The following is a 26,285-nucleotide window of genomic DNA, read 5'->3' on the forward strand; positions in this document are numbered from 1 at the left end:
CGGCGTCAGGCAAGATTTCCAGGCCGGGTAGACGTAGCCGCTACCCGGCAAAAAAGCTACTTCAGTCTCTCGGAAAGATAGCGCTGATAGTCCGGAATAAGGATCTCAACCGGCGAGTTAAACTGCGGTGATTCAATGATGAAATCCGCCGTTGACAGGTTCGTCGCCACCGGAATATTCCACACCGTTGCCAGACGCAGCAGCGCTTTGACATCCGGATCGTGCGGAACCGCATTCAGCGGATCCCAGAAGAAGATCAGCACATCAATTTTCCCTTCGGAAATCTGCGCCCCGACCTGCTGATCGCCGCCCATCGGGCCGCTCAGCATCGCATTCACCTCCAGACCCGTTTCGCGCTGGATCAGGTTACCGGTAGTGCCGGTCGCCGACAGGGCGTGCTTTTCCAGCAGCGGCTGATGGCGGCGAACCCAGTTAAGCAGCATTTGTTTACAGTGATCGTGCGCCACCAGCGCAATATGTTTGCGTTCAGGCAGCGTGCGTGTTGTCAGTTCCATAATCATATCCATCAGGTTAACTGACTACACGATGACGGGAACCGTCTGACGCTGCAAGAGAAAGGCGTAAAAAATGTGGCTTAAGATGAAGGTTGTTGCTTTGCCCACTGTAAAAACCGGGCCCGCGTGTCGGGATCGGCCTGCTGGAACCAGAATTTAAGGCGCTGTTCCGTCAGGCTCTGGGACTGCGGCGGAATGACGTCCAGTTCCGAGACGCCGGATAGCAGCGTACTGTCGTCCGCCATCATGGTGGCAAACTGCGGAAGGGAGGCGCGTTTGCCGGCTTTGTTATAGACCTGCGTTGCGGCCTCGTAGTCCGGGCTTTTTGTGGCGCTGGTCAACGCCAGAATATCCAGCTTGACCGGGATCGGCATTGCATTCCCGTCCAGCAGCTCAACGCGCGGCGAGGCGTCGAAGGCCGCTGATTCCTTCTCCGTTTCAAGGCGAGGCAGGGTAATGTTCACCTGGCTGATTTGCCGGGTATTAAAGCTGACAATCAGCGGCGGAGAGATGTACATCCGCTGCTCATGGTTAGTCAGGCCGATCGCTTTTTCGACCCGGAACACCAGCTGATGCGGCCCGTTATCTAACTCAATGCTGTCAGCCCCGCGCAATAACGAGCTGGAAACCTTTTTCCCGTCCAAAACCAGAAGATCAATGTCGCCAGAGAGCCGAAGCGTGGTGGCAAAAACGCAAACCGGCATCGCTAACGCAATCAGAGCAGTGGCAAAACCGGTTTTCATAGAAGGCTCCCGTCAGAGATACTGTCGCCGCATTAATGTATCTAAATCTTTCGATAATCACGTTTACTAACATATAGACATATTTTGCCGTTTTGCCCTCATACATCTGTATGGGATGGATGGTTGAGATGTGCGCTTTGGCGTACACTTTTAAAAAAGCCAGGAGAAAAACCATGAAAGAGAACGATATTGCCGAGATTCTGACATCCACGCGTACCATTGCGCTGGTGGGCGCGAGCGATAAACCCGACCGTCCCAGCTATCGGGTGATGAAATACCTTCTCGATCAGGGCTATCACGTCATCCCGGTGTCGCCAAAAGTGGCGGGGAAAACCTTACTGGGCCAGCAGGGTTATGCCACGCTCGCTGACGTGCCGGAAAAAATTGATATGGTCGATGTCTTCCGTAATTCCGAGGCGGCGTGGGAAGTGGCGCAGGACGCGATTGCCGTCGGGGCGAAAACGCTGTGGATGCAGCTGGGCGTGATTAACGAGCAGGCTGCCGTGCTGGCGCGGGATGCGGGATTGAAGGTGGTTATGGATCGCTGTCCGGCAATCGATATCCCCCGTCTGGGGCTGGCGAAGTAATAAAAAAAAGCCCGTTCATCGGGCTTTTTTTACACGCTTAGTTCCGCAGGCGCGGAGCCTGTAACTGTTTGCGGATAGTCTGAGCAAGTTCATCCATCGTGGGTTGTTCCGGATGCTCTTCCTGCAGCTCGCTACTCAGCTGCGCTTCGGCAAGGTAGGTATGTACGGGTTGTCCGTCGTCACCTTCCATCACCACATGGTACCAGGGTGCAGCGCGAAGCTCTGCGTTCACCGCCAGTTCGTCCGCTGACGGTTCATCAAGGGAATACTCCGGGTCGATATCCACGACCACACCCAAATACCCAAGCAAAGTGTGGCGGACCTGCTGGCCGATACCGAATTTGCTGGCAATCATAGTCACCTCCCGGGAAATACGACTTACACATTAAGTGCGGGCAATATTTCTCTTTTCAAGTTACATGACGCGACAGGCAAACCCTTTCAGATACAGCCCTTCCGGGTAGGTAGCAATCACGGGGTGATCGGCTGCCTGACGGAACTGCTCTATAAATTGTACATCACGACCAGCATCTATTGCGGCATCGGCGATGATTTTTTGGAATAAATCGGTGGTCATCAGCCCGGAGCAGGAGAAGGTGAGCAGCACCCCGCCCGGGTTCAGCAGCTGGATGGCCAGCATGTTGATATCCTTATACCCACGGCAGGCGCCCATCAGCTGGCTTTTGTTTTCCACAAACTTTGGCGGATCCATCACGATGACGTCGAACTTCTCGCCCTGATCGCGATATTTACGCAGCAACTTGAAGACGTCGTCGCGTATAAATTCGGCTTTGCTCAAGTCCAGTTTGTTCAGCTCGACGTTCTGTTTTGCCACGTCCAGCGCTTCCTGCGAGGTATCCACGCTGACCACCTGGGCACAACCGCCCATCAGCGCCGAAACGGCAAAACCGCCGGTGTAGGAGAAGCAGTTCAGCACGCGTTTGTCGGCAACGTACTGACGCGTAGCCAGGCGGCTGTCGCGCTGGTCAAGGTAGTAACCCGTTTTATGCCCGCCCTGAATATCCACCAGCAGCTTCATACCGTGCTCTTCAATTGGCAGCAGGGCAGGCGGCAGCTCACCCGTGACCGGGCCCTGCGTCAGCTCCATGCCCTCTTTTTTGCGCACCGCCACGTCGCTGCGGTCGTAAATGGCGCATTCCGGGAACAGGGTTTGCAGGGCGCTAATCAGCGCGGCACGCTGGTATTCCGCCCCGGCGCTCAGCAGCTGCAGCACCAGGAAGTTGCCGAAGCGATCGATGGTCACGCCCGGCAGACCGTCGGATTCACCGGCAATCAGGCGATAGCTGTCCAGCCCGTCGCGCTTTGCCAGCCAGTCACGCCACTGCTGCGCCTGCTGCAGGCGGCGGACGAAGAAGTCGATGTCGATAGTTTCGTCTTTATCGAAGGTCCAGACGCGCGCGCGGATCTGGGAGGCTGGCGAGTAAGCGCCTCGCGCTAACCATTTCCCCTGATGGTCAACAATATCAATGGTTTCACCGAGGCTGGCTTTGCCTTCCATACGGGCAACCGCGCCGGAAAAGACCCAGGGATGACGGCGCAGTAATGACTTCTCGCGCCCTTTGGCTAACACTAAACGTACACTCATAATTTGCTGTTCTGTCGATTCAAGAAAATGGCCGCCATTTTCCCGAGTTCGCTGGGGAAATGCAACGCGCCAGACGGATAAGGAGAAGGAAGATGTCAAAAGTCTGCACCATTGCCTGGGTCCACGGCCTTGTTCAGGGCGTCGGGTTCCGCTACAGCACCCAGCGCGAAGCGATGACGCTTGGGCTAACGGGATACGCGCGAAATATGGACGACGGCAGCGTTGAGGTGGTCGCCTGCGGCGACGCGGAGCAGGTTGAAAAACTGATGGCGTGGCTGAAAGCAGGCGGGCCGCGCAGCGCCCGGGTTGATAAGGTCTTAACGGAACCGCATCAACCCGGCAGGGAATATGTGAACTTCGGTATTCGGTATTAAATACACTTCACCGGTTTAGGCAGGCCGGCAATTTTGGTGGCCTGTTTTGCCGGGCCCTTCGGGAACAGGCGATACAGATAGCGGCTGTTGCCTTTTTCTTCGCCAAATTTGTTGGCCATTGCTTTAACCAGCATGCGGATCGCCGGAGAGGTGTTGAACTCGAGATAAAACTCGCGCACAAAACGGACCACCTCCCAGTGTTCGGGGGAGAGGGCGATACCTTCGTTTTCGGCGATTTTCTCCGCCAGCGGCTCGCTCCATAGCGTGGTGTCTTTCAGATAGCCTTCGCTATCGGTCTCAATTTCCTGGCCTGCAAAAATGAACATAGTGCTCTGTCGATAAAGTAAAAACCGCCCCTAGTCTAGCAAATAAGGGGCGGCGTGAGAAACCTCGACCTACAGAAGAAGCTGGAGCAGATTGTTGGCATTAAGCTTTTTCAGCGCGTTGCATTTATACGTCGACACCTGTTTTTCACTCATCTGCGTCATATGCGCGACATGCCGTACCGATTGTCCGTTCACCAGCCTGTGCAAAGCCATTCGCTACAAAAGCGGAGCAGAAAAATGAAAATGAGACTTCTGTTCGCCGCAGGCGGTGCGCTGGCCTGCAGTACGGAATTTAACTTTACGCGCAACGAGGGAAAAGCGAATGAGGTCCAGGTCAATACCGTGGCTCAGTTCTATTTTCATCGGGACGGGACCGGCTCTATCCCACCTATATTTGCCGCGGTGACCAGGGCATAAAAAAAGGAGAATGCCTGAGGCATTCTCCTTTTTGTTTCAGCAGATCTGCTTAATCGCGGCTGGCGAAGCCCAGGATGCTCAGCAGGCTGACGAAGATGTTGTACAGCGACACATACAGGCTCACGGTCGCGCGGATGTAGTTGGTCTCACCGCCGTGAATAATGTTGCTGGTTTCATACAGAATCGCGCCGGATGACAGCAGGATAAACACCGCGCTAATCGCCAGGTGCAGAGCAGGCAACTGCAGGAAGATGTTTGCCACCATACCAATCAGCACCACCACGATACCCGCCATCAGCATACCGCCGAGGAAGGACATATCCTTGCGCGTGGTCAGCACGTAGGCCGAGCAGCAGAAAAACACCAGCGCGGTACCGCCCAGCGCCATGCCAATCACGTCACCCATACCGGCAGACAGGTACGCATTCAGGATCGGCCCCAGGATATACCCCAGGAAGCCGGTGAAGGCGAACGCGGAAAGAATACCGACCGGTTTATCAGCAGTTTTGTAGGTCAGGAACATCAGACCGTACATCCCCACCAGCGTCAGGATCAGGCCCGGAGACGGCAGCATCAGCACGGTGCTGGCGGTAGCGGTGATCGCCGAAAACGCCAGCGTCAGGCTGAGCATGAAATAGGTATTGCGCAGCACCTTGTGGGTGCTGAGTAGCGATGTGCGGTCGCGTGAGGAAGTAATTATACGATCCATGAGTCACTCTCTTATGACAGATGTAATTAACGGAAAGAATAGGAAACGGCGCGCCAGTCTCAAAGTGGTTTTACCCATCTTTACTCAGCACGTTAGCGCTGAAGGTGGTCGTTTCTTCTGCAAAAGCATGTGTAACCAGTATGAACGGCGGTTTAAAAGTATTTACCAGATCAACCTCTTATAGGTTACTGAAAAATATTGCGTTATTGCCTTTCGGGCGCTAAGAGTTATCTCCGGATCGTCATAAAACAGACAATAAGGCGAAGGAAATGAAACCACAAACACGCACGCGCTTTACGCTCTCTTTACTCACCGCCGGGATCCTGTGCGCCAGCACGGCGACCTGGGCGGCTAACGTGCCGGCAGGAACAGCGCTGGCCGAAAAACAGGAACTGGTCAGAAACAATGGCAGCGAACCGGCTTCGCTCGACCCGCACAAAGTCGAAAGCGATGTCGAATTCAATATTATCAGCGATTTATTCGAAGGGCTGGTGAGCGTCTCCCCGTCAGGGGAAATCCAACCCCGGCTGGCTGAAAAATGGGAGAACAAGGACAACACCGTCTGGACGTTCCACTTACGTCCGGGCATCACCTGGAGCGACGGGACGGCCATTACCGCAGAGGATGTGGTCTGGAGCTGGCAGCGCCTGGTTGATCCAAAAACCGTTTCACCGTACGCCAGCTATCCCGGCAACATGCATATCGTCAACGCGGCCGATATCGCTCAGGGGAAAAAATCCCCCGACACGCTGGGCGTAAAAGCAATTAACGACACCACGCTGGAAGTGACGCTCACCCAGCCCAACGCGGCGTTCCTGGCGATGCTGGCGCACCCGTCGCTGGTGCCGGTGGATAAAGTGCTGATTGGCCGCTTCGGTGAAAAGTGGACCAAACCGGAGCATTTCGTCAGCAGCGGAGCGTATAAGCTGTCCCAGTGGGTGGTCAACGAACGCATTGTGGCGGAGCGTAACCCGCGCTACTGGGATAACGCGCATACCGTTATTAACAAAGTCACCTATCTGCCGATCACCTCCGAGGCCTCGGATGTGAACCGCTATAAAGCGGGCGAAATTGATATTGTGTATACGGTACCCATTAACCAGTTTGCTCAGTTGAAGAAAACGCTGGGCAGCCAGCTGGACGTCTCCCCGCAGCTGGCGACCTATTACTACGAATTCAACACCACCCGTCCGCCGTTCAACGATGCCCGCGTGCGCAAGGCGCTGAACATGGCGCTGGATAAAGACATCATCGCTGAGAAGGTGATGGGGCAGGGGCAGCGTCCCGCGTGGCTGATTAGCCAGCCGGACATTGGCGGGGTCAAGCTGCAGAATCCGGATTACGCCAGCTGGCCGCTGGACAAGCGTATTGCTGAGGCGAAAAAACTGCTCAACGAGGCCGGGTATAACGAAAGCCATCCTCTGAGCTTCAACCTGCTCTATAACACCTCTGAATCGCACCAGCGCATCGCGATTGCGGCCAGCTCTATGTGGAAGAAAAACCTCGGCGTAGACGCGAAGCTGCAAAATCAGGAGTGGAAAACCATGCTGGATACCATGCACACCCACAACTTTGACGCGGTGCGCTACGCCTGGATTGCCGACTACGACGACGCGGCGACCTTCCTGAACAACTTCCGTACCGGCGACAGTGAAAACACCAGCCAGTACAGCAACCCGGACTACGATCAAGCCTTGATCAACGCCGCAAAGGCCAAAACGCCGGCAGAGCGGGGTAAGTTCTACCAGCAGGCAGAGGATCTGCTTGGGCGTGATGTGCCTGCCATTCCGGTTTATCACTACGTCCGTACGCACCTGGTGAAACCATGGGTGGGTGGCTTTACGCCGGATAAGCTGGGGTACTATTTCACAAAAGATATGTACATCAAAAAGCACTAAGCGAGAGGGCTGGATTTTATGCTGAGAAAATCGCCGATGTGTTGTCAGTTCAACCGATTAAGCACATTTTGGCTAATTTTAAAGCGAACGATTGCAGCCACTCTTTACAGCATGCGGTGAGGTGTTTATAGTTCGCCTCACTCAGGAAGTGTGGCCGAGCGGTTGAAGGCACCGGTCTTGAAAACCGGCGACCCGAAAGGGTTCCAGAGTTCGAATCTCTGCGCTTCCGCCAGATATAAACCCCAGCTTACTCGTTAAGCTGGGGTTTTTCTTTTTGCGCGTATCAGAAACCTGACGTCTATGAGCGGATAAAGGCCAGAATATCCGCGTTAATGGTATCGGCGTGGGTGGTATGCATCCCGTGCGGGAAGCCCGGATAGATTTTCAGCACGCTATTCGCCAGCAGTTGGTCCTGCAGAAGGGCGGCATTCTTATAAGGCACGACCTGATCGTCATCCCCCTGCATCACCAGAACGGGAACCGTAATGGTTTTCAAATCCTCTGTCTGATCGGTTTCTGAAAACGCCTTAATTCCCTCATAGTGGGCCCTGGCGCTACCGATCATGCCCTGACGCCACCAGTTCTGAATGGTGCCCTGTGAAACCTCGGCCCCCGCCCGGTTAAACCCATAAAAAGGACCGCTGGCGACGTCGAGGTAAAACTGGGCGCGATTCGCGGCCAGCGCTTTACGGAAGCCGTCGAAAACCTCTACAGGTGTCCCGCCAGGGTTGTTTTCTGTTTTCACCATCAACGGTGGAACGGCGCTCACGAGCACCGCTTTGGCAACGCGCCCCTGCGGCTGGCCGTACTTCGCAACATAGCGGGCCACCTGGCCACCGCCGGTAGAGTGGCCGACGTGCACCGCATTGTGCAGATCCAGGCTTTCAACCACGGCCGACGCGTCAGCCGCATAATGATCCATATCGTGCCCTTCGCTGACCTGGTCCGAACGCCCGTGACCACGACGATCGATAGCGATAACGCGATAGCCTTCCGCAAGGAAGAAGAGCATCTGGTTATCCCAGTCATCGGCACTCAATGGCCAGCCGTGATGGAAAACAATGGGCTGAGCCTCTTTCGGACCCCAGTCTTTGTAGTAAATATTGACGCCGTCTTTCGTTGTTACGAATGCCATACCGCAGACTCCTCTGTTAAAGACGCAACGATCGCTGGCTGAGCGCAGAGCGAACCATTATTGTCTTCATGATGTTGGCTTGTTTTGTTTCCCGTACCGACAGTACCCCTAAAGTGTAGGAGAAATAGTAAAACCGGTGGGTTTCATTCTTGTGAATGGTATCCAGAAGGGGAAAGCGAATGATGGGCTCTGGAGTGAGTTCCAGAGCCATCAGAGGAGGGGGCGTTAACGGTTCTCTTCAATATAACGGGCGAGATCGGCCGGGGTTTTCAGCACCGTCGCCACGTCGGTAGGCGGGATCATACAGCCGTAAACGTCCTGCACCTCCAGCACCATGTCGACTGCCAGAATGGAGTCGAGAATGTCGGATTCAATCAGCTCATCGTGAAAGCCAACCTTGCGGGATAACACTTTTTCAAACAGGGCGAGAATATCGTGTTCCATCATTTTTCCTGGGATAATTAATGTGTGCGGGCGTAAGCGTCCAGCAGCTTGCGGTCAATTTTGCCGTTAGGATTCAGCGGCAAAGCGTCTTTTACGATAATTTGTGAAGGCACCATGTAGTGGGGCACCACGTTTGCCAGCGAGGTTTTGATCGCCTCCGGTGCCAGCTCCGTCACGCAGAACGCGGCGATGCGCAGCACGCTGCCGCAGGGTTTCATCAGCGGCATCACCACCGCTTCGCTGATGCCGGACATGGCCAGCAGGCGGTTTTCAATCTCGCCGATCTCGATGCGGTAGCCATTCAGCTTGACCTGGCTGTCGTTGCGGCCCTGGCAGTAGATGAGCCCGTCTTCATAACCCAGATCGCCGGTCCGGTAGCCGCGGAACGCATCATTTTCCCGACGCAGCAGTTTTGCCGCGTTCTCCTGCGGCAGGCCTAAATAGCCGCGCATGACGTTTTTGCCCCAGATAATCAGCTCGCCCTCGGCGGAAATTTCCATTCTGCTGTCCGGCATCATCACGCCCACCGGCAGCACCGCGCTGTCGCTGTTAAGGATCTCATCCGTGATCTCAACCACGGTTGTCGCAATGGTCGCTTCCGTTGGGCCATAGGAGTTGATGATTTTGGCCTGCGGGAAGCGGCGGCGGAGCTGTTTCACAAGCGCTTTATTGAGCACTTCGCCAATGAAGATAAAGACGCTGAGTGCAGGCAAATACTCGCTGTTAAAGTGCGGAGAAAGCAGCTGCTGGTAGGCAAAAGAGGGGGTGGAAACCCAGGCGGAGACCGCGTTGCTTTGCAGTCGCTCGAGCCAGTTCTCTTTCTGGATATCCTCTTTGGCATTCAGCACGATGTGGCCTCCCATCGCCAGGTTCGCCAGCAGAGGGATCAGGGAGAGGTCAAAGCTAAACACCGCGTGGTTCATCAGCACCGGTTTTTCCGGCAGTGAAAAGTCCTGGCTGACCCACTTCATGAAGTGCCATACGCTTTCACGTCCAATCTGCACGCCTTTCGGTTTTCCGGTGCTGCCTGAGGTAAACATGATATAGGCCAGATCCTGCTCCTCCAGCACCTTGCCCGCCTCGCCGGTGGCGATGAACTGCCGCGTCGCCACGTCGTAGTAGTAAGGGGCGCCGGTCAGGTTGCAGATCTCGCGAAGCCGCTCCTGCGGGTAGATGCAGTCCACCGGGATGTACGGAATGTTGTGCAGCAGGCAGCTATAGATTGCCACGGCGAACTCGGCCTGCTGATGGCCGTACAGCACGATCGGCGTACCGTCTGCGGGCTGGCAGCGTCGATAACGCTCTGCCCAGTTCGTCACGGCAGAGGAAAGCTGGAGCCAGCTTAAGGTTTCGTCGCTGCCGCTGATGGCCAGCTGCTGCGGGGAGGCGGGATCGCACAGTGCCGCACGCAAGAAATCCTGCAGTTCCTGAAGATCGGAGTAATTTTTCATAGAGGTGACATTCCACTGAAGATGTAAAGGGATCCTGCGGCGCTTCCCAGCGTCAGAATTCGTCCCAAAAACGCAACGGCCGGATACTGCAATCCGCGGTGTAACGTTGGGCTGCGTTTGGCTGACCACAGCAGCATATTGTGCGCGACGGAAATCGCGCCAAACAGCGCGCCGCTGATGACGTAATGGCGTTCCAGGCCATTCCACGCCCCCATGCAGAACAGGGTGCAAAAAATACCGATATTTTGCGCCAGCGTTTTGTTCTGGCGGAAAAAGTTAAACTTCATGAGGTTCATATAGACGGGCATAAAGACCACGTCGCGCAGCCATTCGGACAGGCTGATGTGGAAGCGGCGCCAGAAATCCTGCGGGTTCTTCGCAAGGAGCGGCATGTTGAAGTTTGCCGGAATATTCAGCCCAAACAGCCGACCCGCGCCGATGGCCATATTGCTGTAGCCCGCAAAATCGAAGTACAGATAGGCGCTGTAGGCAATCGACATCACCACGCCCACGGTCAGGGTAAACGGCTTATGGCTCCAGGGCTGCACGACGAGCGAATCGATCAGCATGGCAAACAGGAACTTCTGAATGATGCCGGTAATAATTTGCTCCAGCGCCGTTAAAAACTGTTCGCGGTTAAGGACAAATGCCGGCTTATTCACATCGCTCATCCATGTCCGCCAGCGATACATCGGGCCGGCCAGAATAATAAAGGGCATAAAGAGATAGCAGAAATAGTGCAGGAAATTCTGGCCCTCTTTTTTACTGCGATACAGCAGTACATCCACAGCACGGAAGGTCATAAAAGAGAGACCGATTGTGCCGAGGTGATAATTAAAATGTAATTTCACCAGAACCAGGGGCAGCAGCGTTAAAACGACCGCCTGCCAGGTTTTTAATCTGCCTTTTTCTTTTAACGTGGCGACAAGATAAAACCAGCAAAATACGGCCACGGGAACACTGTAATTGCCCTGAAAAATATAACCCCAGCCTAATGCTGTCACCACGGTTAAGGAAACTAGCCAGGTCAGACGGTGGCGTAAAACACGATTAACCATCGCAAACGCCAGCGCGGATGAAAATAAACAGACAAAAAACATTCCTGAGCTGTACATCATTTCGCCTCAGAATTTTTGATATTCAAAATGCAGCTGCATACTCATGCTGTCATCGACAGCGGTCCATGCAACGACGGTGATCGCCAGCAGTAAATAAAGGCAAAAAAGACGGATCGCGATTTTCATTATTTAAAACTCTGTGCAATAAAGCGAAGCATTGGCACCCAGGCCAGTTCGGTAGGGTGCAGACGATCCCAGTTCCAGCCGTTCTGATACGGCATGGCGTACATATCCAAATACGGGATCTGGTTCTCTTTCAGAATGGTTTGAATCTGCTTATCGAACGGGCGGAAGGTGTCGGTATTGTAAAGCGCCCAGGGGTTAACCGGGTCGACGATAGCAATCACCTGCACGTGATGCGCTTTCAAAAGCTGAACGGTTTTCCTGAACGCGGCGAACTGCCCCGGCACCACCGGCGTGTCATCCCACTGCTGCGGCTTACCGTCCTCGTCGTAAATCGTTTTGTCCATCCACAGCGTTGCCGCGCTCTGATGGCGCTTTTTATTCAACTCGCGGGCATTCGCCAGCGCTTTATCCCAGTCAGGGGAAAGACGGGCGGTTGGCTGCTGAGGCCAGTGCTGCGCCGTCTGTGGTCTGATGTTGAGCAGCGACAGCCAGTCGTTTTTAATCAGGGTGCAGAAGTTTGCAAACTGAAAACTCAGCTCGTCCCACATCAGCGCCGGATGCCAGCCATACACACGCATTTGCCCGAAGGTTAAATGGCTTATCTCTTTCGCATCAATATGCTTCAGGTAATTAACCAGGAACGGGCGCGCCTGCGGATCCTTCATCAGAGGATTAAAAATCGAGCCCGGAAAATTATCCGCATAGATAGCGGGCGGCAGGCCTTTTGAATAAAAGCCGTCAGGCGCCAGAAGCAGCACCACTTTGCTGTTTGCATTAAGGCTATCTTTAAAACGCGAGAGAAGTAAAAATTGCGTTTCGTCATCGACAAACGCATCGCCATAGGCCACGACGGGCTGGTGCAATTGCTTATTAAAATAATTAAATACGGCGTAATGTTCCTCTTCTGAGGTGGCGACCTCAGACGCACCAAGGAAGAAAATAGCATTCCCTTCTAAAGCATGGGAAATAGTGGCTATTTTTTCCGCCTGTTCTTTTGTCGTCCCTGCCATGGACTTGATCAGCGGCTGGAATTTAAGCGGCGGATCAAAGCTTGTCACCAGCGGGTGAAAACTCAGGACTAAAATGGCCAAAACGGCCATCAGGATATGTAAGCAAAACGTATTTTTGATTTTCATCATCAACCAGTAAGGCGCTATGACAGTAATGCGTTAAAACCCGCATTACCCGGATTTATTACCATTACAAAACACATGGCCGTCTATTTTTTTTGGCATTCTATACCACGGTGATTTAAAAGGATGAGCGTTGCTGTGTAACGGTATGTACAAGGGGTGAAGGGGGGAGGGCAGGAAAGCGTCCGGGTGACTTTTTGCGCAGTCAAACGCCTGCAGGCAAAAATAGAAAAATTCCTGCTTTACAAGGCGCTAATAGATGTTTATAGTGCGCCTCACTTTGGAAGCGTGGCCGAGCGGTTGAAGGCACCGGTCTTGAAAACCGGCGACCCGAAAGGGTTCTAGAGTTCGAATCTCTACGCTTCCGCCAAATTCGAAAACCCTGCGATAGCAATATCGCAGGGTTTTTTCGTTTTACAGCGCAATCACCAGCTCCCCGGAGTGACTCCGCGAACAGCAGAGCGCCACCTGCTGGTCAGCCGCGCTTTTTTCTGCCTCCGACTGCACGCTATCTCTGTGGTCCACCACGCCGTCAATCACCGGCGTCAGGCAGGCGCCGCAGATCCCCATTTCGCAGGACAGCGGCACGTCCACCCCGTTTTCCTGTAATACCTGAGCGATGGTCTTATCCGCAGGCACCGGCCAGCGCTCGCCGGTAGAAGCAAGTTTGACCGTAAAGATCTCGCCTGCGACGCCGCTTGTGACAGGGGGTGCGGGCTGAAACGCCTCGCTGTGGATATGGGCGTCATTCCATCCCTTCGCCGCCGCCACATCGCGCGCTTTCTCCATAAACCCCGCAGGTCCGCACACCCACGCGTGCAGCCCCGCTTCAGGCGCGGGGAAATACTCCGCCAGCGTGGTTCGTGGGGTGGTGGTATGAATAATGCAGTCACCGCACTGCGAGAGCTCGCGCGCAAACGCCGCGTTTTCCCGGTTTCTGACGTAATAGTGCAGCGTAAACGGCGTTCCGGTCGCTTTCAGCTGCAATGCCATCGCATACAGCGGCGTAATGCCAATCCCTGCCGCCAGCAGCAATACCCGCTCAGCCTGATGCAGCGGAAACAGATTGCGCGGGGTCGAGATCGAAAGCCTTTGGCCCGGACGCAGCGTTTCGTGAACGTAGCGCGACCCGCCGCGCGAGGCGGCTTCTCGCCCCACGCAGATAAGATAGCTCTCGTCGCCACATGCCCCGGTCAGAGAGTACTGGCGGACCACGCCGCAGGGCAGGTGGACATCAATGTGCGCGCCGGGTTGCCACGCAGGTAGCGCGTCGCCGTTTTCGGCCACCAGCCTGACGGCGAGGCTTTTATCCCCTTCGCGCCACAGCCCGTCAACGATCACGTTCAGCATATTGGCCTCCGTCATACCAGGAAAAATTCGCCAAAGCCCATCTTCTTCAGTCCCCGACGGTAGGCAATCGAACTCTTATCTGCCGGAATATGGGCTTCCAGAGTGAGATCCAGCGGCAGACTTTCCGGGCGCTGGGTTTCGACCATCAGGCGATCCTCTTCAAAAATGCGCAGGTTAAAGGCATGCACGTCCTCCACCGGAATATGCAGATCAAAGTTGCGCGCGATGGGCGCGAACATGCGGGTCACCCGTGACGAGACGGGCGAGGCGGCGTTCATAATCACCAGCCGCGATTCACCCGGAAAATGAATCGTCAGGGTGGCGGTAAACGGCAGATGCATTTCAAAATGGCGCAGCCACTGGAATCCTTCTGGCGCCTGCACGGGTGAACTGGCGGGATAGTTGCTCACGGAACTCCAGTAATCGGCCACGAAACCGAAGGGCGTCTCCTGCGGCTGATAGATAGGGACAAGCTGATTATTGGGATCGGCAAAGGTATCGGTATGGATCCACGCAAAGTGGGCAACATCCAGAAACCCTTCCACCTGGCGCCCGGCGAAGCCGTTCACCTCAAACGCCGGGCAGTTGATCTGCTGAAATCCGTCGTCGCTCCAGTGCGGCATGGTAGGCAGCGGCACGGGATTGTCCGGGTCAAACGCCAGGCAGGTCCAGATCAGGCCGAAGCGCTCTTCCACCGCGTAGTTAATCAGGTTCAGCTTCGCCGGAACGGGCTGGTCGGGGCTGGACGGAATGCGGTTGCAGCGGCCATCTTCACCAAAGCGTAAGCCGTGGTAGGGGCAGATAATCCCGTGATCGTCGTGAAAGCCGAGCGTCAGCGGCACGCCGCGGTGCGGACACACGTCACGGGCAACCACGACCTGGTCGTTAATTCGGTAAATCACCAGCTGTTCATCCAGCAGGGTGGCCTTGACGGGGGCCGGGCCGACGTCGCAGGCGCGCGCAACCGGATGCCAGCATTTCGCCAGGCGCAGCCAGTCCTCTGGCTCAAACGTGCAGTGGGCGGGTGGTGTCGGTTCTCTTTTCATCGTTGTCCCTCTTGTTCAGCCTAACGGGCCGCCCTGAATGGTCTCGCACAGACCGTTGATAATGCGTTCCCCGGTCTCCTCTTTGAGTTCCTGATACCAGGCCTGCGTCAACGCCATATCTTTCCCGTGGGTGACGTCGCAGCGTTTACGCGCTTTCAGCACCAGGTCACGCACCCGGTCACAGCGCAGGGCTTCGTACTGCCGCAGCGCCAGCGTAATGTTGTGGTTTTCACGCAGGCATTCGCCCAGCACCACGGCGTCCTCCATGGCCGCGCAGCCGCCCTGGCCGATATCCGGCGTGGTGCTGTGCCCGGCATCGCCGAGCAGCGCGACGTTACCGCGCACCAGGCTGTCGAACGGCTCGATGTCATGGATTTCAATGCGGTTGGTGGTATCGGGATCCAGAGCGGCGATAAGCTTCTGCACCGGCGGCGCCCAGCCGCGGAAGTAGCCCGTGAGATCGGCGCGCAGGGTGGTGCGATCCTCCGCCAGGCCCGCGGGCAGCGGCACGTCAAAAAAGAAATAGAAGCGTCCGTTGGAGACGGGCATCAGCGACACGCGTTTACCCTCGCCAACGAAGGTGGTCCACTGGTGCGCCGGAGCAATCTCTTCATCAATCTTCACCAGCCCGTTCCAGTTCACGTACCCGGCGTAGCGGCGCTCGGGGGTATAGCCCAGCACGTACGGACGAACCACCGAGTGGCTGCCGTCGGCGGCAATCAGAAAATCGCCTGTTGCCGTGGTGCCATCGGTAAAGGTCACGCTTACGCCCGCGTCGTCTTCATGAACGTGTTCCACACGCTTGCCGAACTGCACCTTGTCGCGCCCCCAGAAGTCCAGCATTTCGCGCTGGAGTTCAGCGCGCGAGACGGGGCAGGGGCGCCCGCCGGTACGCTCAACCAGCGGAGCGAGGCTGAAGCGGGTCAGGGTCTCGCCGCGCCGGTAATCCTTGTAGGCCATAAAACGCATTGGACCGCCGTAGGTTTCGATAATGTCGCCCATGCCGAGGTGCTGCATACACTTCACGCCGTTAGGCCAGATGGAGATGGCCGCCCCGACGGGCCGGATCTCTTTTACGGCTTCGAACACGGTACAGTCGATTCCCGCTTTCTTTAGCGCGACGGCAGCGCTCAGGCCGCCAATGCCCGCGCCAATGACGATTGCTTTCATGCTTCTCTCCTTTTGCAGGGTGTAAAAACCTTCAGCAATTTGCGTACCAGGCTGCAGAGTGGCGAAAACGGCGTTGTGGGAGGTGAGTTTGCACTGCTAAGGTGCGCAAACACGGTGAATATGCCTTTTTATGAATCAATAATTTCCTGTCCAGCCATACAGAATCGACTGTTTCACATCGGCGACAAGAGTGGCGTGGTTTGTGCAACAACCCGGAGGAGGACAATAAAGGAGACACTATGATCGCACTGCACGACTTCAATCATCTTCCTGAGAAAGAGGCTCTCGCGCTGCTCACCCCATGCGTGGCGCTCCCCGGCTGGGCTGAGGCGCTGGTTTGTGGACGGCCTTACCCGAGCCGGAGTGAACTGACGATCGCGGCGCAGGCGCTGATGCAGCGCTGGGACGAAGCGGCGTTAGCGCAAGCCCTGAGCGCGCACCCGCGCATCGGCGAAAAGCCCGCGGGTGAAGAGGTGGAGGCGGCGCTGTCGCGTCAGGAGCAGGGCGCGGTGAATGACCGTGACGCGGCGCTTGCGCAGGCGCTGCGCGAGGGTAACGCCCGCTACGAGGCCCGCTTTGGGCGCGTCTTTCTGATCCGCGCGAAGGGCCGCAGCGGCGAGGACATTTTACAGGCGTTGCATGCGCGGCTTGAGAACAGCGATGCGCAGGAAATCCGTGCCGCGCTGGAACAGCTGCGGGAAATTACGTTACTCCGTCTGGAAGGAGTCATTAGCGAATGAGCACACTCAGCACCCATATTCTGGATATCTCGACGGGCAAACCCGCAGCGGGCGTGACGGTTCATCTCGAACGGGAGGGCGAAATCATGGCGACGGACGTGACCAACGCTAATGGTCGCATCACCGAATTTGTCCCTTTCCTGCCAAAAGGCCGCTATCGGCTGGTGGCGGAGATCGGCGGGTGGTTTCGCGCAACCGGCCGGGAGACGATCTACCCCTGCGCGCAAATTGAGTTCGTGACGGGAGAAGCGGCAGACGAGCACTTCCATCTGCCGTTTGTGATTGCGCCAGGCGGGTGGTCAACCTACCGGGGCAGTTGACCACACCCGCTCGCCGTTGACCCAGGTCTCACTGATGTTGCGCTCGTCGCCCAGGGTCATCAGCACAAATAGCTGCTCGTAGATATCCTGACAGCGGCGATTGCGCAGGCGCTGCAGCGGCGTCACGTCAGGATCGATAACCACGAAATCAGCCTCTTTGCCGGGGGCGAAGTTGCCAATCTTATCGTCCAGCCTGAGGGCGTGCGCGCCGCCCAGCGTGGCGTGATAAAACGCCTCGCTGGCGCGCAGGCGGTAGCTCTGAAGCTGGCCGACCTTGTAGGCTTCTCCCAGGGTGCGCAGCATACTGAAGGTGGTGCCCGCGCCGACGTCGGTGCCGATGCCCATCCGCACCTTGTGCTGCCAGCAGGCGGGCAGGCGAAACAGCCCGCTGCCGAGAAACAGGTTCGAGGTGGGGCAAAACGCCACCGCCGAACCAGTGTCGTGCAGGCACTGCCACTCGCTGTGGTGCAGATGAATCGCGTGGGCAAACACGCTGCGCTCGCCGGTCAGGCCGTAGTGGTGATACACGTCCAGATAGCGCTCGTGCTCCGGCCAGAGATCGTTCACCCAGGCCACTTCGTTTGGGTTTTCGCTGAGATGGGTCTGCAGCCAGGTATCCGGAAACTCCTCTCTGAGCAGGCTGACCGCGGCGAGCAGCTCGGGTGAGGACGTTGGGGCAAAGCGCGGCGTAATGGCATACCCCAGCCGACCCCGTTGATGCCAGCGCTGGATCAGCTCCCGCGTCTGCCGGTAGCTCTGCTTTGCATCTTCGCTCAGGTAGTCCGGTGCGTGCCGGTCCATCATCACCTTTCCGGCGATAAGGCGCATGTTGAGGCGCAGGGCTTCGGTAAACAGCGCTTCGACCGATTGCGGATGCAGCGTGCAAAACACCAGCGCGGTGGTGGTGCCGTTGCTCACCAGTTGGTTAATGAAAAATTCGGCGATCTCTTTCGCGTAGGCTTCATCGGCAAACTGGCTCTCCACCGGGAAGGTGTAGGTGGTTAGCCACTCCAGCAGCTGTTCGCCAAAGGCGCCGATCATCTCCGTTTGTGGATAATGAACGTGGGTGTCGACAAAACCGGGCAGCAGCAGCCTGCCGCGCAGGTCCGTGTAGCCTTTGTGGGGGTCGAGATACTGCTCGCCCTCCTGCCACGCCATGTGCGCCAGAATTTTTCCGTTCTGGATAAACAGCAGCCCGTCCTCAAGGTAGCGGGCGTGTTGGGCAATCGCGTCTGCGCTGTCGCAGACCTGCGCGATATCGAAAAATGCACCGCGTATCGCAGTCTGGTATTCCATCGTGGGTCCTGCCTTCGTGTTTGCGTAGCGGGGTGAAAAAAGCTCAGCAAGAACGGTGCCAGAATGAACGGGCCGCAGATAAACTGCGGCCGGAGGGAGGGGGTTACTCTTTTTGCGTCGCCACGCGGGAGCTGAACGAGGCCGCGCCTGCCGTCTCGCGCTCTTCCCGCGCCAGCCAGCGGTAGGTCACGCCGCCGAGGAAGACGCCGATAAACCAGCTGAAGTTTGCCACTTCATGCAGGGCCGGGATAAAGCCAATCACCAGACCTACGGCAACGGATGGGATCAGCGCGCCAATGGCCTTCGGGTTAAAGCCGTTGCGGTACCAGTATTTGCCCTTTGGCGTGTCGTCGAACAGATCGTCTACCGACACCTTGCCGCGCTTAATCAGGTAGAAATCGGCAATCAGAATGCCGAACAGCGGGCCGATAAACGCCCCGAGCACGTCCAGGGTGTAATGGATGAGCTCCGGCGAGTTGAACAGGTTCCACGGGGTGAGCAGGATCGAGCCGACGGCGGCAATCATGCCCCCGGTGCGGAAGCTGATCTTCTGCGGCGAGCAGTTAGAGAAATCAAACGCCGGTGAGACAAAGTTCGCGACGATGTTGATCCCGATGGTGGCAGTGATCATCGTCAGCAGGCCAATTGCCACGGCCAGATCGTTACCTACGCGGCTGACGGTTTCGATCGGGTCGGTGATCATGCGGCCAAACAGCGACTGGGTGCCGGAGACAATCACCACGGTGACGATGGAGAACAGCAGGAAGTTAAACGGCAGCCCCCAGCGGTTGCCGCGGCGGATCTCCCCCATGCTTTTGCCGTAGCGGGAGAAATCGCCAAAATTGAGCAGCGGACCGGAGAAGTAGGAGACCACCAGCGCGGTCGCGGTGATCATCTGCCAGGTCTGCTCGCCCGCGCTCAGGGATTTGCTAGCGAGAGTGAAAGAGATCCCGTCAAAACCGGTCTTGTATACAATCCAGCCCGCGAGGGCCAGCATCACCACATAGACCGCCGGACCGGCGATATCAATAAAGCGCTTAATGGCGTTCATGCCGTGCCAGAAGACCATCGCCTGGAGAACCCACATGATGGCAAAGCAGATCCAGCCCAGCGGCGACAGGCCCAGGAAGGCACCGGTGGTAAGGCTCGCCAGAGAAGGCCAGAACTTCAGCACCACCAGCATCAGCGCGTTGGCGGCAAGCCAGGTCTGGATGCCGTACCACGCAAAGGCGATAAGCCCGCGGATCACCGCCGGAATATTGGCCCCGAAGACGCCAAACGCCTGACGGCTGATCACCGCATAGGGCACGCCCGCCATCTGGCTCGGTTTGGCCACCAGGTTGGCGCACAGCTGCACAATGCAGATCCCCACCAGCAGGCAGAGCAGCACCTGCCAGCTTGCCAGCCCGAGCGTAAAGAAGCTCGCGGCAACAACGTAACCCCCCATGCTGTGAACGTCGGACATCCAGAAAGAAAAGATGTTGTACCAGCTCCAGTACTGGTCACGCGTCGGTGCCAGATCCTCATTGCAAAGACGTGGGCTGTAAACCGTACCGGAATCAGCGGCCGTACTCTGCTGTGCGTTTTGACTGTTTGGCATGAAACCTGCTCCTGTGAATGAAAACCCGTTGAGTGGGAGTGCAAACGGTGTTGCAGGATCCAGGCCAAAATAATAAATCTTGTATGCAATATTTTATTTTTATGTATACGATTCGATAACGGAAAGTAAAATTCGGAGTGGTGAATGAACAACATAAACGCCCTGCAGACCGCGCCAGACCTGCATGACAAAGACGAAACCATCTTCCAGGCGCTGATGACCGCGATTGTGGAACATCAGCTGCTGCCGGGGAGCAAATTGCCGGAAGAGGCGCTGGCCGAGGTGTTTGGCGTGAGCCGCACGGGCATCCGCAAGGTGCTTCAACGACTCGCCGCTGTGCAAATGGTCACCCTGACGCCCAAGCGTGGTGCACACGTCGCCAGCCCCACGGTGGAAGAGGCGCGGTGCATCTTCCGCACCCGCGCGCTGCTGGAGGTCGCCAACCTGCCGGATGTGCTGGCGCACTGTCAGCCGCCGCACCTTGCCGCGCTGGAGGCCATTATTCGTCAGGAGCAGCAGGCGCACGAGGCGTACGACGGCCCGGCGGCAATCCGACATTCCGCCAGTTTCCACATACAACTGCAGGCCATCTCCGGCAACCAGGTGCTGACGGAGATGGTGACAAGCCTGAGCCAGCGCTCCTCGCTGGTGATTGCCACCTGGGGCGCGCCGTGGCGTCAGGGCTGTCGCTGCAACGACCACGAACAGCTTGTAGATCTGCTGCGCCAGAAGGCGCTGCAGCCGCTAAGCGATGCCCTCATGCACCATTTTGAACATATCGTCGCCAGCCTCTGCTTCGAGCGGGCGGGCGAGTGCCTGCCTGATTTTGCCCGGCTGTTTGCCGGCCACAAGGAGTCGTAATGTCTGTCTGTATACAAGTGATCAACCCCAACACCAGCCTCGCCATGACGGAAACCATCGGCGCGGCGGCCCGCGCGGTGGCGGCACCGGGGACGGAGATCCTCGCGGTTTGCCCGGGCGCGGGCGTGCCGTCCATAGAAGGCCACTTTGATGAGGCCATCGCCGCCGTCGGTGTCCTGGAGCAGATCAAAAAAGGCAGGGAGCAGGGCGTGGACGGTCACGTGATCGCCTGCTTTGGCGATCCGGGACTGCTGGCGGCGCGCGAACTGGCGCAGGGGCCGGTAGTCGGCATTGCTGAAGCCGCCATGCATATGGCGACGCTGGTCGCTACGCGCTTTTCGGTGGTCACCACGCTGCCGCGCACCCTGATTATTGCCCGCCATCTGTTGCACCAGTATGGCTTTCAGGACCACTGCGCAGCGCTGCACGCCATCGACCTTCCGGTGCTGGCGCTGGAAGACGGCAGCGGTCTGGCGCAGGAGAAGGTGCGCGCGCGCTGTATACAGGCGCTGAAAAAGGATGGCTGCGGCGCCATCGTGCTCGGCTGCGGCGGCATGGCGACCCTTGCGCAGGAGCTGACCCGCGAGCTGCGCGTGCCGGTGATCGACGGCGTCAGCGCGGCGGTGAAGATGGTGGAATCGCTGGTGGCGCTGGGGCTCACGACCAGCAAGCATGGGGATCTGGCCTTCCCGGAGAACAAACCGTTAAGCGGGCATTTTCAGGTATTGAATCCATTTTAACTTTTGGGGGTGGTATGGGGCTTTTCGAACAGGATTATCCGCGGGATCTGCGCGGCTACGCGGGCAACCCGCCGCACGCGCGGTGGCCGAATCAGGCGCGTATCGCGGTGCAGTTTGTGCTCAATTATGAAGAAGGGGCGGAAAACCACGTTCTGCACGGCGATGCCGGGTCCGAGCAGTTCCTGTCGGACATCATCGGCGCGGCCAGCTACCCGGACAAACATATGTCGATGGACTCCCTTTACGAATACGGCAGTCGCGCCGGGTTCTGGCGGATCCACAATGAATTTCAAAAACGCGGCCTGCCGCTGACGGTCTTTGGCGTGGCGATGGCGCTGGCGCGTCACCCGGAGATTGTTGAGGCGATCAAAGCCGCGGATTACGACGTGGTCAGCCACGGCTGGCGCTGGATCCACTATCAGAACATGGACATCAGCCAGGAGCGCGAACATCTGCATAAGGCGGTGCAGGTTCTTACCGACCTGTTCGGCAAGCCGCCAACCGGCTGGTACACCGGGCGCGACAGCCCCAACACCCGCCAGCTGGTGGTTGAGCACGGCGGCTTCGACTACGACAGTGACTACTACGGCGACGACCTGCCCTTCTGGACGGAAGTGGCCTGCGGCGACGGCACCCGCAAACCGCACCTGATCGTGCCCTATACGCTGGATGCGAACGACATGCGCTTCGCGACCGCGCAGGGGTTTAACACCGCCGAGCAGTTTTATACGTACCTGAAGGATAGCTTTGACGTGCTGTACGAGGAGGGGGAGAGCGCGCCAAAGATGATGTCCATCGGCATGCACTGCCGCCTGCTGGGAAGGCCGGGACGTTTTCGCGCGCTGCAACGGTTTCTGGATTACGTGCAGCAGCACGATCGGGTGTGGGTCTGTACCCGCCAGCAGATTGCTGACCACTGGCGGGAAGTGCATCCGTTTCAGAAGTAATTGCGCGATGTTTTGCCGGGTGGCGGTTGCGCCTTACCCGGCCTACGGCTACGACATCAAACTCACCTGCGCCGCAACAATGCGCCACCCGTAGGCAAACCGCACCCACGTCTGCTGCTGGCGGCCAATCCGCTCCGTACCTTCACGGGTAAACTCGGTGCTGCACACGGCATAATCCTCCCCGAAGGTGGTAATCACGGTGTGGCGCAGCGTCCGCTGAAGCCCGGCAGACGGGCGCGCTGCCCTAAAGCCGCGGATTTCATCGATACCGTACAGGTTTTCACCCGCCCCCAGACGCACCGTGTTTTTGTCGTGCCAGAACAGCTCGTCCAGCACGGCAATGTTGTTACTCACCAGCGCGTCTTCATAGCGATAAAACGCGGCGGTCACCTCGGCAACCACCCACGGCAGGTTAATGTCATCGTGATTGATCATGCTGCAACCTCCGCCGGGCGGGCATCGGTGATGCCGCTCTCTTCCAGCACGCGCGCGACGCGCAGGCAGGCCTGCTCGTTAAACGGCGCGGCAATCAGCTGCAGGCCAATCGGCGCGCCATGTGCGGTGCGCAGCGGAACGGTGGTCACGGGCAGGCCCAAAAATGAAATTGGCTGGGTCAGCATCCCCATGCTGGCGCGGATGGGGAGCGACTGACCGTTAATCTCCATGGTTTGCTCGCCGATCCGCGTGGCGCTGCGCGGCGTCGCGGGGGCGATCAGCACGTCGGCCTGGGCAAACAGTGCGTGAAACGCCTGCCGCGCCTGCGCGCGGAACCGCTGGGCCTGAATATACCAGGCGGAGGGGATCATCGCGCCTGCCAGCAGTCGCTCCCGGGAGTGCGGCTCAAAGCGCTCGGGCTCGCGGCGAAGCGCGGGCAGGTACTGATTTCCCCCTTCGGAGGCGCTGATGATAAACGCCGCGGAGCGCGCCAGCTCGGCGTCCGGAAATTGCAGCTCATCCTGCACGTCGAGCGCCTTCGCCACCCGCGCCACGGCGTCTCTGGCCTGTGCGTCGCACCAGGTGATGAAGTAGCCGCCGAGCACCGCGCAGCGCAGGCCGTCAAGCCCGCGGTCTAGCAGGGGGCGCGTCTGCTCGCGCGAGCTCTCTGCCTGAAAACGGTCGCTGCTGTCCCGGCCCTGCAGCGCGTCGTACACGGACGCCAGGTCGCACATGCGGCGGGCGAAGGGGCCGATATGATCCAGGCTCGCGACAAACGGATGGCTGCCGGATCGTGACAGGCGGCCAAAGGTGGGCTTGAGGCCATAGATGCCGCACAGGGAGGCTGGAACGCGAATCGACCCGTTGGTGTCGGTGCCGAGCGAAAAGTGCACCAGCCCGGCGGCCACGGCGGCGGCTGAACCGCCAGAGGACCCGCCCGCAATGCGCGTCAGGTCGTGCGGGTTACGCGTCGCGCCGTAGTGGCTGTTCTCGGTGGTAAAGCCGTAGGCGTAGGCGTCCATATTCACCATCCCGGACAGCAGCCCGCCCGCGCTGCGCAGCTGGCGCACGGCGAAGCTGTCAGCGGCCGCAGCGGGACGCTGGCTGAACAGCTCGGCGCCCGCGAGGGTGGTGTGTCCGGCAACGTCGAACAGGTTTTTCACCGCGTAGGGCACGCCCGCCAGCGGCGGCAGGGGGCGCTTCTCGCGGCGCAGGGTGTCGATGTTCTCGGCCTCGGCGAGCATGCGTGCTTCCGTCACGGTGGTCCAGGCATTGATCTGCGGATTAACGCACCCAATCGCCTCCAGCGTCTGGCGGGCAATCTCATGGGCGCTCAGCTCGCCCGCGCTCAGCGCCTGTTGAATGTCGCTGATACTCATCTCGTGTAGCGTCATGCTTTATACACTCCTGCGATCTCCAGACGGTCGTCTAGCGGCAGCGCCATCAGCGGGGCGGCCATGCTGGCAATGCGGCTGAACTGCAACTGCAGCTCGGCGCGGCGGGCATCGTCCAGCGTCACGCCGAGTACGGACTCCATTTGCGCAAGATACGCCTGCCAGTCGGGTTGTTGTGTCGTCATTGTTTTCTCCTCAGTATCCGGCGGCCGCGCCGTTGCTGCGCGGGTCAAACGCCCCTTCAAACAGCCCGTTGGGGTGCCGGACAATCGCGCCCGCGTGGCCCATCGCTTCACTGAAGTCAGGGAATATTTCTACCTCATGTCCGAGTACCTGAAGCCGTGAGACCGTCTCAGCGCTAAAGCGTCCTTCCAGCTTTAACGTGTCTGAGGTTTGTCCCCAGGTGCGCCCCAGCAGCCAGCGCGGGCGGGAAATGCTTTCCTGCAAGGGCACGCCCTGAACCACGTAGCGGGTAAAGAGCGCGGCCTGGGTTTGCGGCTGTCCGTCACCGCCCATCGATCCGTAGACCATTACGCGCCCGTCCTTAAGACGCGCCGCCGCCGGGTTCAGGGTATGGAAAGGCTGTTTGCCCGGTGCGAGGGCCAGAAGATGAGCGGGGTCGAGGCTGAACGACGCCCCCCGGTTCTGCCAGACGATGCCGGTATCGGGCAGCACCACGCCGCTGCCGAACTCGTGATAAATACTCTGGATAAACGACACGGCAAGCCCGCTGTTATCCATCACCCCCATCCACACGGTATCGCCAGGCCCTTTTCCTGTTCCCCACGGCGCGGCGTGGCCGTCGTCAACCCTGTCGGCAAGCGCCTGCAGGGCGGCGGGATCCAGCAGTTCCTGAATCTCGGTTTTCAGCTCACGCGGGTCGGTAATGTGGGCATCGCGCAGGCCAAAGGCCAGCTTGGTGGCTTCAACGATGCGGTGAATGGTGTCCGCGTCGTCGGCCTCCGCCATATTCAGGCGGTCGGTGATGCCGAGTATCGCCAGCGAGACCAGCCCCTGCGTCGGCGGGGCGTGGTTAAAGATCTCCCCCTGCTGATGCTGCAGCTTCAGCGGCGCGGTGCGCCGGGCAACGTGCGCGTTAAGATCGGCCAGCGTCACGGGCATGCCCAGCGTCTCCATACCGTGCGCCAGCACGTCCGCCAGCGGGCCGCGATAGAAGCTGTCCAGACCGTCCTCTACGAGGCGCGTCAGGGTTGAGGCCATGGCGGGCTGGTAAAAACGGCTCCCGACCTGCGGCGGCTTACCGTTCACCAGCCACGTTTCCGCGAAGCCGGGGATGGCCTTAAGCTCGTCGAATTTACTGGCCGTGGCATGGGCCTGTGAGGCCGTGACCGGGGTGCCGTTTTGCGCATAGTCAATGGCGTCGGCCAGCAGGCGGGCCAGCGGCAGCGACTTGCCGGTCATCTCGCGGGAGACCTCCAGCGCCTCGTCCCAGCCGCTCACTGTGCCGGCGACGGTCAGCGCCGCCTGCGGTCCGCGATGGGGAATGTGCGTGTACCCGTCGTAGGCGGCAAACGTCGCGCGCGATCCCGCCGCGCCGCTGGCATCAATGGCGATGGGGTCGCCTTCTGGCGGCATGATAAGCCAGAAGCCATCGCCGCCCAGCCCGTTCATGTGGGGGTAAACCACGGCGATGGTGGCCGCCGCCGCGACCATCGCTTCAATCGCGCTGCCGCCTTCGCGCAGCACCGCCAGCGCGCTCTGGCTGGCAAGATGGTGGGGCGCAACGGCCATGCCGTGCGTGGAGACGTTGCTTTGCATGAGAAGTCCTCGTAACACTGAAAGT

General features: G+C 58.3%; 29 protein-coding genes, 2 tRNA genes and 1 pseudogene. 11 read left to right on the forward strand and 21 right to left on the reverse strand.

Annotation, left to right across the window (positions count from 1 at the left end):
• Positions 1–56 precede the first annotated feature (56 nt).
• Both mgsA and csgI read right to left on the reverse strand, forming a co-directional pair.
• A complete protein-coding gene (gene mgsA, locus IB212_RS07970; protein WP_041912035.1) occupies positions 57–515 on the reverse strand; it encodes a methylglyoxal synthase in 459 nt (152 codons plus the stop codon).
• An 80-nt stretch (positions 516–595) separates the two neighbouring features.
• Positions 596–1,258: a curli synthesis inhibitor gene (gene csgI / locus IB212_RS07975; RefSeq protein WP_041910599.1), complete on the reverse strand. Its 663-nt coding sequence runs from the start codon at positions 1,256–1,258 to the stop codon at positions 596–598.
• Between the two features lie 173 nt (positions 1,259–1,431).
• On the opposite strand from csgI, the gene IB212_RS07980 reads away from it, so the two are divergent.
• On the forward strand, positions 1,432–1,845 hold the full coding sequence (locus tag IB212_RS07980) for a CoA-binding protein (protein WP_028012609.1): 414 nt from the start codon (positions 1,432–1,434) through the stop codon (positions 1,843–1,845).
• A 37-nt stretch (positions 1,846–1,882) separates the two neighbouring features.
• On the opposite strand, the gene hspQ is transcribed toward IB212_RS07980, so the two are convergent.
• Complete coding sequence (gene hspQ / locus IB212_RS07985; protein WP_008499919.1) at positions 1,883–2,200, reverse strand: heat shock protein HspQ; 318 nt, start codon at positions 2,198–2,200, stop codon at positions 1,883–1,885.
• Positions 2,201–2,260: 60 nt separating this feature from the next.
• The gene (gene rlmI, locus IB212_RS07990) at positions 2,261–3,451 is read right to left on the reverse strand and encodes a 23S rRNA (cytosine(1962)-C(5))-methyltransferase RlmI (RefSeq protein ID WP_047364236.1); all 1,191 of its coding nucleotides are present in this window, start codon (positions 3,449–3,451) and stop codon (positions 2,261–2,263) included.
• Between the two features lie 92 nt (positions 3,452–3,543).
• Here rlmI and yccX point away from each other — a divergent pair, with 92 nt between their 5' ends.
• Complete coding sequence (yccX, locus tag IB212_RS07995) at positions 3,544–3,825, forward strand: acylphosphatase (RefSeq protein WP_048999181.1); 282 nt, start codon at positions 3,544–3,546, stop codon at positions 3,823–3,825.
• Here the strand turns inward: yccX and tusE are convergent.
• Both tusE and IB212_RS08005 read right to left on the reverse strand, forming a co-directional pair.
• On the reverse strand, positions 3,822–4,151 hold the full coding sequence (tusE, locus tag IB212_RS08000; protein ID WP_028012611.1) for a sulfurtransferase TusE: 330 nt from the start codon (positions 4,149–4,151) through the stop codon (positions 3,822–3,824). The two genes, yccX and tusE, sit on opposite strands and share 4 nt — an antisense overlap.
• 69 nt (positions 4,152–4,220) lie before the next feature.
• Positions 4,221–4,364 (reverse strand): LuxR C-terminal-related transcriptional regulator, encoded by a 144-nt coding sequence (locus tag IB212_RS08005; RefSeq protein ID WP_223239634.1) that lies wholly within the window; start codon positions 4,362–4,364, stop codon positions 4,221–4,223.
• A 24-nt stretch (positions 4,365–4,388) separates the two neighbouring features.
• Between IB212_RS08005 and IB212_RS08010 the strand changes: the two genes are divergently transcribed.
• A complete protein-coding gene (locus tag IB212_RS08010) occupies positions 4,389–4,568 on the forward strand; it encodes a hypothetical protein (protein WP_041910596.1) in 180 nt (59 codons plus the stop codon).
• A 49-nt stretch (positions 4,569–4,617) separates the two neighbouring features.
• On the opposite strand, the gene yccA is transcribed toward IB212_RS08010, so the two are convergent.
• Positions 4,618–5,277, reverse strand: coding sequence for an FtsH protease modulator YccA (gene yccA / locus IB212_RS08015; protein WP_013097244.1), 660 nt, complete (start codon positions 5,275–5,277; stop codon positions 4,618–4,620).
• 269 nt (positions 5,278–5,546) lie between these two features.
• Between yccA and IB212_RS08020 the strand changes: the two genes are divergently transcribed.
• Together IB212_RS08020 and IB212_RS08025 are read left to right on the forward strand one after the other, a co-directional pair.
• Positions 5,547–7,175, forward strand: coding sequence for an ABC transporter substrate-binding protein (locus IB212_RS08020; RefSeq protein ID WP_028012619.1), 1,629 nt, complete (start codon positions 5,547–5,549; stop codon positions 7,173–7,175).
• 144 nt (positions 7,176–7,319) lie between these two features.
• Positions 7,320–7,407: transfer RNA gene (locus IB212_RS08025), tRNA-Ser, on the forward strand.
• 66 nt (positions 7,408–7,473) lie between these two features.
• Here the strand turns inward: IB212_RS08025 and IB212_RS08030 are convergent.
• The 5 genes from IB212_RS08030 to IB212_RS08050 all read right to left on the reverse strand — a co-directional run bounded on the left by IB212_RS08030 (position 7,474) and on the right by IB212_RS08050 (position 12,585).
• Positions 7,474–8,310, reverse strand: a complete 837-nt coding sequence (locus tag IB212_RS08030; protein WP_041910594.1) for an alpha/beta fold hydrolase — start codon at positions 8,308–8,310, stop codon at positions 7,474–7,476.
• Between the two features lie 225 nt (positions 8,311–8,535).
• Complete coding sequence (locus IB212_RS08035; protein WP_028012621.1) at positions 8,536–8,754, reverse strand: acyl carrier protein; 219 nt, start codon at positions 8,752–8,754, stop codon at positions 8,536–8,538.
• A gap of 17 nt (positions 8,755–8,771) precedes the next feature.
• The gene (locus tag IB212_RS08040; RefSeq protein WP_188245792.1) at positions 8,772–10,205 is read right to left on the reverse strand and encodes an AMP-binding protein; all 1,434 of its coding nucleotides are present in this window, start codon (positions 10,203–10,205) and stop codon (positions 8,772–8,774) included.
• Positions 10,202–11,320: an MBOAT family O-acyltransferase gene (locus tag IB212_RS08045; protein ID WP_163333287.1), complete on the reverse strand. Its 1,119-nt coding sequence runs from the start codon at positions 11,318–11,320 to the stop codon at positions 10,202–10,204. Before IB212_RS08045 ends, IB212_RS08040 begins: the two co-directional genes overlap by 4 nt.
• A gap of 128 nt (positions 11,321–11,448) precedes the next feature.
• Positions 11,449–12,585, reverse strand: coding sequence for a D-alanyl-lipoteichoic acid biosynthesis protein DltD (locus IB212_RS08050; RefSeq protein WP_188245811.1), 1,137 nt, complete (start codon positions 12,583–12,585; stop codon positions 11,449–11,451).
• 279 nt (positions 12,586–12,864) lie between these two features.
• Between IB212_RS08050 and IB212_RS08055 the strand changes: the two genes are divergently transcribed.
• Positions 12,865–12,952 (forward strand) — tRNA-Ser (locus tag IB212_RS08055).
• Between the two features lie 44 nt (positions 12,953–12,996).
• Here the strand turns inward: IB212_RS08055 and IB212_RS08060 are convergent.
• From IB212_RS08060 to hpxO, 3 genes are read right to left on the reverse strand one after another with little or no spacing between them, the layout of a single operon-like run.
• Positions 12,997–13,932 (reverse strand): PDR/VanB family oxidoreductase, encoded by a 936-nt coding sequence (locus tag IB212_RS08060; protein WP_047364239.1) that lies wholly within the window; start codon positions 13,930–13,932, stop codon positions 12,997–12,999.
• Between the two features lie 11 nt (positions 13,933–13,943).
• Complete coding sequence (hpxD, locus tag IB212_RS08065; RefSeq protein ID WP_041910590.1) at positions 13,944–14,978, reverse strand: molybdenum cofactor-independent xanthine hydroxylase subunit HpxD; 1,035 nt, start codon at positions 14,976–14,978, stop codon at positions 13,944–13,946.
• A 15-nt stretch (positions 14,979–14,993) separates the two neighbouring features.
• The gene (hpxO, locus tag IB212_RS08070) at positions 14,994–16,148 is read right to left on the reverse strand and encodes an FAD-dependent urate hydroxylase HpxO (RefSeq protein ID WP_188245793.1); all 1,155 of its coding nucleotides are present in this window, start codon (positions 16,146–16,148) and stop codon (positions 14,994–14,996) included.
• A gap of 239 nt (positions 16,149–16,387) precedes the next feature.
• Here hpxO and uraD point away from each other — a divergent pair, with 239 nt between their 5' ends.
• Positions 16,388–16,888: a 2-oxo-4-hydroxy-4-carboxy-5-ureidoimidazoline decarboxylase gene (gene uraD, locus IB212_RS08075; RefSeq protein WP_188245794.1), complete on the forward strand. Its 501-nt coding sequence runs from the start codon at positions 16,388–16,390 to the stop codon at positions 16,886–16,888.
• On the forward strand, positions 16,885–17,208 hold the full coding sequence (uraH, locus tag IB212_RS08080) for a hydroxyisourate hydrolase (protein ID WP_041910587.1): 324 nt from the start codon (positions 16,885–16,887) through the stop codon (positions 17,206–17,208). Before uraD ends, uraH begins: the two co-directional genes overlap by 4 nt.
• Here the strand turns inward: uraH and guaD are convergent.
• Complete coding sequence (gene guaD, locus IB212_RS08085) at positions 17,188–18,504, reverse strand: guanine deaminase (protein ID WP_188245795.1); 1,317 nt, start codon at positions 18,502–18,504, stop codon at positions 17,188–17,190. The genes uraH and guaD overlap by 21 nt on opposite strands.
• 103 nt (positions 18,505–18,607) lie before the next feature.
• On the reverse strand, positions 18,608–20,104 hold the full coding sequence (locus IB212_RS08090; protein ID WP_188245796.1) for an NCS1 family nucleobase:cation symporter-1: 1,497 nt from the start codon (positions 20,102–20,104) through the stop codon (positions 18,608–18,610).
• A gap of 144 nt (positions 20,105–20,248) precedes the next feature.
• Here IB212_RS08090 and IB212_RS08095 point away from each other — a divergent pair, with 144 nt between their 5' ends.
• The 3 genes and pseudogenes from IB212_RS08095 (at position 20,249) to puuE (ending at position 22,652) form a co-directional block, all read left to right on the forward strand.
• Entirely contained in the window at positions 20,249–20,965 is a 717-nt protein-coding gene (locus IB212_RS08095) for a GntR family transcriptional regulator (protein ID WP_188245797.1), read from the forward strand.
• Positions 20,965–21,835 (forward strand): annotated as a pseudogene (gene hpxA, locus IB212_RS08100) (allantoin racemase). Before IB212_RS08095 ends, hpxA begins: the two are co-directional and overlap by 1 nt.
• Entirely contained in the window at positions 21,753–22,652 is a 900-nt protein-coding gene (gene puuE / locus IB212_RS08105; RefSeq protein ID WP_369797292.1) for an allantoinase PuuE, read from the forward strand. The pseudogene hpxA and the gene puuE overlap by 83 nt, the downstream one beginning before the upstream one ends.
• Before the next feature lie 48 nt (positions 22,653–22,700).
• Here the strand turns inward: puuE and hpxZ are convergent, their stop codons facing one another.
• The 4 genes from hpxZ to hpxW are packed head-to-tail and all read right to left on the reverse strand — an operon-like array spanning position 22,701 to position 26,260.
• On the reverse strand, positions 22,701–23,087 hold the full coding sequence (hpxZ, locus tag IB212_RS08110; protein WP_041910581.1) for an oxalurate catabolism protein HpxZ: 387 nt from the start codon (positions 23,085–23,087) through the stop codon (positions 22,701–22,703).
• Positions 23,084–24,481, reverse strand: coding sequence for an AtzE family amidohydrolase (locus IB212_RS08115; protein WP_188245798.1), 1,398 nt, complete (start codon positions 24,479–24,481; stop codon positions 23,084–23,086). The genes hpxZ and IB212_RS08115 overlap by 4 nt, the downstream gene beginning before the upstream one ends.
• On the reverse strand, positions 24,478–24,666 hold the full coding sequence (gene hpxX / locus IB212_RS08120; protein ID WP_028012637.1) for an oxalurate catabolism protein HpxX: 189 nt from the start codon (positions 24,664–24,666) through the stop codon (positions 24,478–24,480). Before hpxX ends, IB212_RS08115 begins: the two co-directional genes overlap by 4 nt.
• Positions 24,667–24,676: 10 nt before the next feature.
• Positions 24,677–26,260, reverse strand: coding sequence for an oxamate amidohydrolase (gene hpxW / locus IB212_RS08125; RefSeq protein ID WP_041910579.1), 1,584 nt, complete (start codon positions 26,258–26,260; stop codon positions 24,677–24,679).
• Between the last annotated feature and the right edge of the window lie 25 nt (positions 26,261–26,285).

The organism is Enterobacter sp. E12 (assembly GCF_014596715.2).
GTDB classification, from domain to species: Bacteria; Pseudomonadota; Gammaproteobacteria; order Enterobacterales; family Enterobacteriaceae; genus Enterobacter; species Enterobacter bugandensis.